The sequence below is a fragment of the Bartonella sp. CM120XJJH genome, from assembly GCF_042194715.1.
Taxonomy (GTDB): Bacteria; Pseudomonadota; Alphaproteobacteria; order Rhizobiales; family Rhizobiaceae; genus Bartonella.
The window spans coordinates 100,610-107,681 of the sequence record NZ_JBHINE010000006.1 but is presented as its reverse complement, the minus strand read 5'-3'; the positions used below and the strand labels follow the sequence as shown (position 1 = coordinate 107,681).

Sequence of the window (7,072 nt, the reverse complement as noted above, 5' to 3'; positions counted from 1 at the left end):
CCCATATCTTAAGATTGACCCGTGACATAAGCCGCCCATTTATCCATATAAACGCGGCGCTGTTCTAAATAGTCAGTCCGACGATAGGCACGCTCTACTTTACCACCTACTATATGACTTAGAATAGTTTCTGCGACTTCATAAGGGGCATCGGTTGTTTCAGCGAGCCAATCACGTAAACTAGAACGAAATCCATGGGGGCATGCCTCAATTTTATTGTCTCTCATATATTGAGCCATACAATTTGCAGCGAGGGGACCCCGACCGGTTGCAGAAAAGAAGAAATCATTGCGAGAAAGCAAGCGCGCTTGTTTTAAGATTTCTAATGCTTCTGATGATAAAGGAACACGAAATTCTGTTGTAGCATCCCGCTTTCCTTTCATATTCTCGAGCCACGGATTGTCCATATATCCCCTTCAACTTGATCTTTATGAATATGACACAAAGGATTGGTACGAACCCCTGTAAGAATAAGCAAACGCAAAGCTAAATTCGTCATAGTTGTTTTTTCGCAAAGTGTTTTATAAAAAGCAGGAACATCTTTCCAATCCATAGCTGGTCTATTAATAGTTTTATGAAGTTGTTTACCTAAAAGAGCACGTGCTTTTTCTGTTGCTTGTAAATCAACATCCAATCCTAATGCAGCCGCATGTTTGAGACAAAGATTAAGACGTATCAATGCTGTCTGAGCTGTTCCAGCTTTTGAATGCCAAATAGGGGAAAGCGTGTTGCGTATCTCTGTTTGTGTAATCTCTGAAACCGGAAGACAGCCTAATTTGGGCAGAATATGAAAGCGTAATGGTAAAAACCAATCCCCATCTTTACCATCATTTTTTAATTCGGCTTTACGACTTTCAAAAGCATCCAACGCTATATCTTTTAAATAATGGAGATTACTTATTGCCTCACGCTTTTGTTTATTGCGTTCTTTAATAGGGTCACGCCCTTCACGTAAAACAGCACGCCATTGCATTGCACATTCACGGGCTTTTTTTAAAGAAACATCTCTCAAGGCACCCAAGCCCATTTCGCGACGGCGCCCGTGAAGAGTATACCGTAAAATCCATTGAGCACCTCCATCTTTACGCTTATGAAGTAACAAGCCAGCACCATCATTATATTTGCCAGCCCCCCCAATGTTGCGACAGTTCTTGGCACTTGAGATGCTTCATAAGAGGCATTTTAATTCTTTTTTAAAAAATTTTTACCCACACGCCAGCCCCGCTTTTGACGTGCAAGGAAATGGTTTTGATTGATGCAATATAAACAGATTTGAAATGAGAGAATCCTACGTTATTCGGGGGCCTAATTCAATATGAACAAACAATGAATTATTATTATAAATCAGTGTGATGAGTCTGTAATGACGAGGAATCAACAATGCGAAGAGTCTATAATCTTTGGGCATCCAAGTCATTAAAGCGCGTTAAAAATGCGTTTTCAATTTGTTGGGTAGAATAGGAGGATAAATCAAGATCATCGGGTAAAATATTATTGGGAGAGCCAAAATAGCGAAGGGCTTCTCCTGTATTAAATCCAGCAAGCGTAATTGCTTCATAATATGCAGCGATACGGTCGGCTTGTTTAATTTTTTTTAAAAGTTTTTGAGAAAGATCAACGGGAAGAGAAAAGCGCATGTGGATAGCATCTTGGATGCCCTTTTCAATGCTTTCATATTGTTTTCCTATGACGGCTTTAAAGGGGGAAATCATATCGCCGATGACATATTCTGGAGCATCATGAAGAAGAGCATAAAGACATTCGTTGCTTCCCGATTGTGGAAAAAGTTTTTGAAATATTTGTTCAACCAAAAGTGAATGTTGAGCAACAGAATAGGCATGCTCTCCTCGTGTTTGACCGTTCCAACGTGCCACACGAGAAAGTCCATGGGCAATATCTTCAATTTCAATATCAAAAGGAGAAGGGTTGAGAAGATCAAGTCTGCGTCCAGAGAGCATTCTTTGCCAAGCGCGTGCTTCTCCATTTTTTAATAATTCAGCTTTAGCCATGCGTATTTTCTATAGTATTTTAAGGAAAGGTAAAATTCATATTTTCAGCAACGTTTATAGTGACAGGAATGTTTTTTACAGTAAAGGGGATGTTATGGTCCATAGAATCTTTGACATGGTCAATACGCATTAAAGCGAGAGCCTCATTTTCTACACACGTTCCCAAGTAGCCAAGCACTTTAGTTCCTGCTTCAATGCTAGATTGAGGGGGCAATTCACACTGGCCTTTTACAATAAAAATACGGCGACGTGCTGCACGGCGGTGGTGCATTCGTGAAACAATTTCTTGTCCAATATAACATCCTTTATTGAATGAGAGTCCATTGATTTGATCGTAATTAATATCATGAGGAAAGACTTTACCAATTTCATAGTCTTGACTACTTTCCGCAATTGCATAACGGATACGCAATTGATTCCATGTGTCATGATATTCTGAAGTCAAAAAAGGTTTTTTGCCATAGATTCGTATTATTTTTTCTTGTTGTGGGAAGCGTTTATCAACAAAACTTGAATCAAAATTTAAAGCATCTGATTCTTTATTCAAAGAAACTGTAACAAGTTCTTGTAATGGTTGTGTAATTTCTACTTTTTTTCGCAGCTTATAGAGTAACAGACGTTGGTGAAGCGTATCAGCTAAAGGCATTCTGATATCAATCAGGTAACCATCTTCTTTTTTTCCGATAAGAAAATCAGCAAGAACCTTTCCTTGTGGGGATAAAAGGGCTCCAGGAAAAAGTTCCTGTGGGCTGATTTTTTTTACATCTGTCGTGATCAGGGATTGTAGAAAATCTGTTGCTTCTTCGCCTGTAATTTGAATAAGCCCGCGGTTTTTTAAGCAAATGGCATTTTGTTTTTCAATCATGGTTCTTGCCTTTCTGCTCAAAGTTACATAATCGATAAGTGAGCAATATGTAAGGAGCGTGGCTATGTTTAAAACATTTGATACAATTTTTAAAGGTGCAACACTTGTGAATCATGATGGAAAAAGCAAGCGTGATATTGGTATTACAAATGGTCGTATTGCTGAAATAGGCGACCTTACATGTGCATCGGCTAGTGAGGTCATTGATTGTACGGGACTTCATATTTTACCAGGAATTATTGATAGCCAAGTGCATTTTCGTGAGCCAGGAAATGAATATAAGGAGGATTTGGAAAGTGGCTCGTATTCTGCTGTGTTAGGGGGTGTTACGGCCGTTTTTGAAATGCCTAATACCAATCCATTGACAACATCAGAAGAAACATTAAGCGATAAGGTTAAACGCGGATTTCATCGAATGCATTGTGATTTTGCATTTTGGGTTGGAGGAACGCGTGAAAATGCCCATGAAATCTCTGAGTTAGAAAGACTTCCTGGGGCGGCTGGAATTAAAGTCTTTATGGGGTCCTCTACCGGTGACCTTTTGGTTGATGATGATGAAAGTGTACGCCTTATTTTGAAGAATACACGCCGTCGTGCAGCTTTTCATTCTGAAGATGAGGCGAGACTCAAAGAGCGTAAAATATTGCGTATTGAAGGGGATGCATCGTCACATCCGATTTGGCGTGATGAAGTTGCGGCATTAAAATGTACACAGCGTTTGGTAAAAATTGCCCATGAGACGAAGGCACGGATTCATGTGCTACATCTTTCGACAGAAGAAGAAATTGATTTTCTAAAAAAACATAAGGATGTTGCAACAATTGAAGTGACACAACATCATTTGACTCTCACGGCTGATGATTATAAGAAGTTTGGTACATTCATTCAGATGAATCCGCCTATTCGTGAGTCGCGCCACCGTGAAGCTCTTTGGTACGGTGTTCAACAAGGAGTTATTGATGTCTTAGGCTCAGATCATGCGCCTCATACTCTTGAAGAAAAGCTTAAACCTTATCCCTCTTCACCTTCAGGAATGACAGGGGTGCAAACAACAGCACCAATTATGTTAACACATGTGAATGCAGGGAAAATATCTCTTGAACGTTTTGTTGATCTCACTTCACATGGCCCTAGTCGTATTTTTGGTATAAGCTGTAAAGGGCGCATTGCTGTTGGGTACGATGCTGATTTAACCATTGTTGATCTTAAGAGAGAAGAAATTATCACGAATAGCTTAATTGGTTCGCGTGCCGGTTGGACACCTTATGATGGTCAAAAAGTTAAAGGTTGGCCTGTTGGGACTATTATCCGTGGTATGCGCGTTATGTGGGAAGGTGAAATTGTCACACCTTCACAAGGAGAGCCTGTTAAATTTATGGAAACTTTGGTGTAAACAGATTAAAAATTATAAGCATGCCGTAAAATACCATCTTTTAGAGTGTTGATATAGGGTATGTCAGCCTCTTTGGCACATAAGTGTTTTTAATGCGTGGTGAATATTCGTAGGCTTGTTTTTAGAAATTATGAAGAAAATTACATGCGTTAGAAGCCAAGAGGAACCTTGTTCAACAAGAACCTAGATTATTTACAGAGAAAATTTAGTTAAAAATCTTCGTCCTTTGAGGTATGGGGAGGAAGCCAAAGAACGATTTTGTATGGGAAAAAGGCGCTCATACGAATAAAAGCGTATCGAGACATTATTCTTTAAAAGTCTTTCTATTTTCAGAGCTGGTTTGTTGCTCCCCGCATTTGTGAGAGAAGTATCACTGATATCGCTAAAATTAAGGGAGATACTTTTTGTATAGATCAATTATTTATAATGCATGAGGAGATTTTCAGATAAAATTCTTCCTTCCTCAATGTATCTTTGATTGGCTTCAATGGCAGCTTGTGTACAATGGTGATAATTTTCTGAGAAAGCACGATACGCTTCATTAAACGCTTCATAAAAATAAGCACGTCTTTGTGGAATGAGGTGTTCTGCTTCAATCAGTGCATTCATATAATCATACCATTGGTTTGTTGGAGGCTCGCAAAGATTTTGGAGAGAATGCAATGATCCCAAAATTTCTGCTAATCGGAGTAATTTCTTTTCATAAGGTGGAGGTTGTTGCGCAAAGGTTGGCGTTGAAATGACAAGAAATATTAAAATAATGATGTTCATCAATCTATTATGCATTATTTTGATCGCTTTCTTTGAATAAAACTCTGTACAGATAAAATAATTTTGTCATGAGAACGATGTAAAAAAATAGAGTTAATTGCTGCATTATTCTCAATTGTTGATTATAAAATATAGGGCGTAAGAGGTAGTAAGGAACCCATTGTGGAATATTGAAAATACTGACGAAGCTTTGTGTAGTTTAAAATTTAAGATTTGCTTCCTGCAAACGATCTATTTTTCACATAGATTTATATTGTATTACTTATAGAATTTTTTCTAAGCTCGTTTTCTTTAAGGAGGAAAAGCATCTCTAATGATAGAATGCTTTTGTTCGATCAAATAAAATAGATTGTTTTTATGATAAATGATGAATACAGCCGTGAATACTAATGGGAAAATGGTAAGAAGAATTTACTATAAGATAAAAGTTTTGAGCCTAAACCGCGTAATAGGATAAGTTGAGATAAGATACATCTAAAAGGAGCGGTGCATAATATCGTCCATGGAGTTAATAATGAAAGAGTTGCGATTTTATAATACGCTGACACGTAAAAAAGAAAATTTTACACCAATAGATGCGACAAGAGTACGTCTTTATGTTTGCGGCCCGACAGTTTATGATTATGCGCATATAGGAAATGCACGCCCTGTCATTGTTTTTGATGTTTTATTTCGTTTATTGCGTCATGTTTATGGCAATGAGCATGTTCTATATGCACGTAATATTACAGATGTTGATGATAAAATTAATGCACGAGCAGCTTGCGAATATCCAAACTTGTCACTGAATGACGCTATTCGTCAATTAACAGAACGTACATATTTCCAGTTTCAACAAGATACAATAGCACTTGGTTGTCTATTGCCAACTAGCCAGCCACGCGCAACCGAGCATTTAGCGGAGATGCGCTCTTTAATTGAAAGATTGCTTGAAAAGGGGCACGCTTATAAAGCGGAAAATCATATATTATTTTCTGTAAGTAGCATAAAAAATCCTCCCCATTATGGGGCATTTGCAAATCGTTCTTTAGACGAAATGAGGGCGGGGGCGCGTATTGATGTTGCTGCTTATAAAAGGGAAGAGATGGATTTTGTTTTATGGAAGCCTTCTGTGGAAGGGGAGCCGGGTTGGGAATCGCCGGCCGGAATTCCTGTTTTAGGTCGTCCAGGTTGGCATATTGAATGTTCTGCGATGTCAATGGCAAAGTTATTAGCGCCCTATGGCGGTGGTTTAACCTGTGATGATCCGACCGCTAATGTTTTTGATATCCATGGTGGTGGAGTTGATTTAATTTTTCCTCATCATGAAAATGAGATTGCACAAAGTTGTTCAGCTTTTGGGACGGAGAGAATGGCTAATTTTTGGATGCATAATGGTTTTTTACAAGTTGAAGGCAAAAAGATGTCGAAAAGCTTTGGCAATTTCATAACTATTCGTTCTGTTTTAGAGAATAATTTTTTGGAGTTTAATGGTATTTTAACCGATGAAATGAAGCAAAATTGGGCTGGTTTGTCTGCGCGTTTTTCGATGTTGCAAACGCATTATCGTGAACCATTAAATTGGACTGCGCAGCGTTTAATACAATCGAGCAGCGAACTGTATCGTTGGTATGAATTGCTTCGCAGCAAAAAAAGTGAGATGGAAAACAATGAAGCAATTGATGATACTTTGATAGATGCACTCAGTGATGATCTTAATACTCCAAAAGCACTAACTCTTTTACGAGAGTTTTATAAAGGAGGGAATGCTTTGGCTCTTGCTAATGGGATGAATTTATTAGGACTATTACGACAAGAATGGATTAAAGAAATAGACTGCCCATTATTTATGAGAAAAACTTTCCTTGATACAAAATTTATTGATCAGCGCATTGCCGAAAGACTACGACTTATCCATAATAAAGAGTGGGAAGCTGCGGATACAATTCGTGATGAGCTTGCAGCCGAGGGGGTTCTTTTAAAAGACAGTAAGGATCCGCAGAGTGGTGAGCGCATAACTTTGTGGGAAATAAAACGATTCTAATTTTCCTATTC

5 protein-coding genes and 1 pseudogene are annotated in these 7,072 nt (G+C 38.4%); 2 read left to right on the top strand and 4 right to left on the bottom strand.

Annotated features, from left to right (window positions below):
* Positions 1-8 precede the first annotated feature (8 nt).
* From ACFIKU_RS04345 to ACFIKU_RS04335, 3 genes and pseudogenes are all read right to left on the bottom strand, one after another.
* Positions 9-1,158, bottom strand: a pseudogene (locus ACFIKU_RS04345) (tyrosine-type recombinase/integrase).
* Between the two features lie 233 nt (positions 1,159-1,391).
* Positions 1,392-2,009 (bottom strand): YfbR-like 5'-deoxynucleotidase, encoded by a 618-nt coding sequence (locus ACFIKU_RS04340; protein WP_375641516.1) that lies wholly within the window; start codon positions 2,007-2,009, stop codon positions 1,392-1,394.
* A gap of 19 nt (positions 2,010-2,028) precedes the next feature.
* Complete coding sequence (locus ACFIKU_RS04335; protein WP_375656786.1) at positions 2,029-2,874, bottom strand: YgfZ/GcvT domain-containing protein; 846 nt, start codon at positions 2,872-2,874, stop codon at positions 2,029-2,031.
* A gap of 64 nt (positions 2,875-2,938) precedes the next feature.
* On the opposite strand from ACFIKU_RS04335, the gene ACFIKU_RS04330 reads away from it, so the two are divergent.
* On the top strand, positions 2,939-4,267 hold the full coding sequence (locus ACFIKU_RS04330) for a dihydroorotase (protein ID WP_375656785.1): 1,329 nt from the start codon (positions 2,939-2,941) through the stop codon (positions 4,265-4,267).
* Between the two features lie 417 nt (positions 4,268-4,684).
* Here the strand turns inward: ACFIKU_RS04330 and ACFIKU_RS04325 are convergent, their stop codons facing one another.
* On the bottom strand, positions 4,685-5,053 hold the full coding sequence (locus ACFIKU_RS04325; RefSeq protein ID WP_375641513.1) for a TIGR02301 family protein: 369 nt from the start codon (positions 5,051-5,053) through the stop codon (positions 4,685-4,687).
* Positions 5,054-5,552: 499 nt separating this feature from the next.
* On the opposite strand from ACFIKU_RS04325, the gene cysS reads away from it, so the two are divergent.
* On the top strand, positions 5,553-7,061 hold the full coding sequence (cysS, locus tag ACFIKU_RS04320) for a cysteine--tRNA ligase (protein WP_375641512.1): 1,509 nt from the start codon (positions 5,553-5,555) through the stop codon (positions 7,059-7,061).
* Positions 7,062-7,072 lie beyond the last annotated feature (11 nt).

Coding starts and splice junctions, on each gene's coding strand:
- ACFIKU_RS04330 (WP_375656785.1), top strand. CDS start 2,939: ATGTTTAAAACATTTGATACAATTTTTAAAGGTGCAACACTTGTGAAT.
- ACFIKU_RS04340 (WP_375641516.1), bottom strand. CDS start 2,009: ATGGCTAAAGCTGAATTATTAAAAAATGGAGAAGCACGCGCTTGGCAA.
- ACFIKU_RS04325 (WP_375641513.1), bottom strand. CDS start 5,053: ATGCATAATAGATTGATGAACATCATTATTTTAATATTTCTTGTCATT.
- ACFIKU_RS04335 (WP_375656786.1), bottom strand. CDS start 2,874: ATGATTGAAAAACAAAATGCCATTTGCTTAAAAAACCGCGGGCTTATT.
- cysS (WP_375641512.1), top strand. CDS start 5,553: ATGAAAGAGTTGCGATTTTATAATACGCTGACACGTAAAAAAGAAAAT.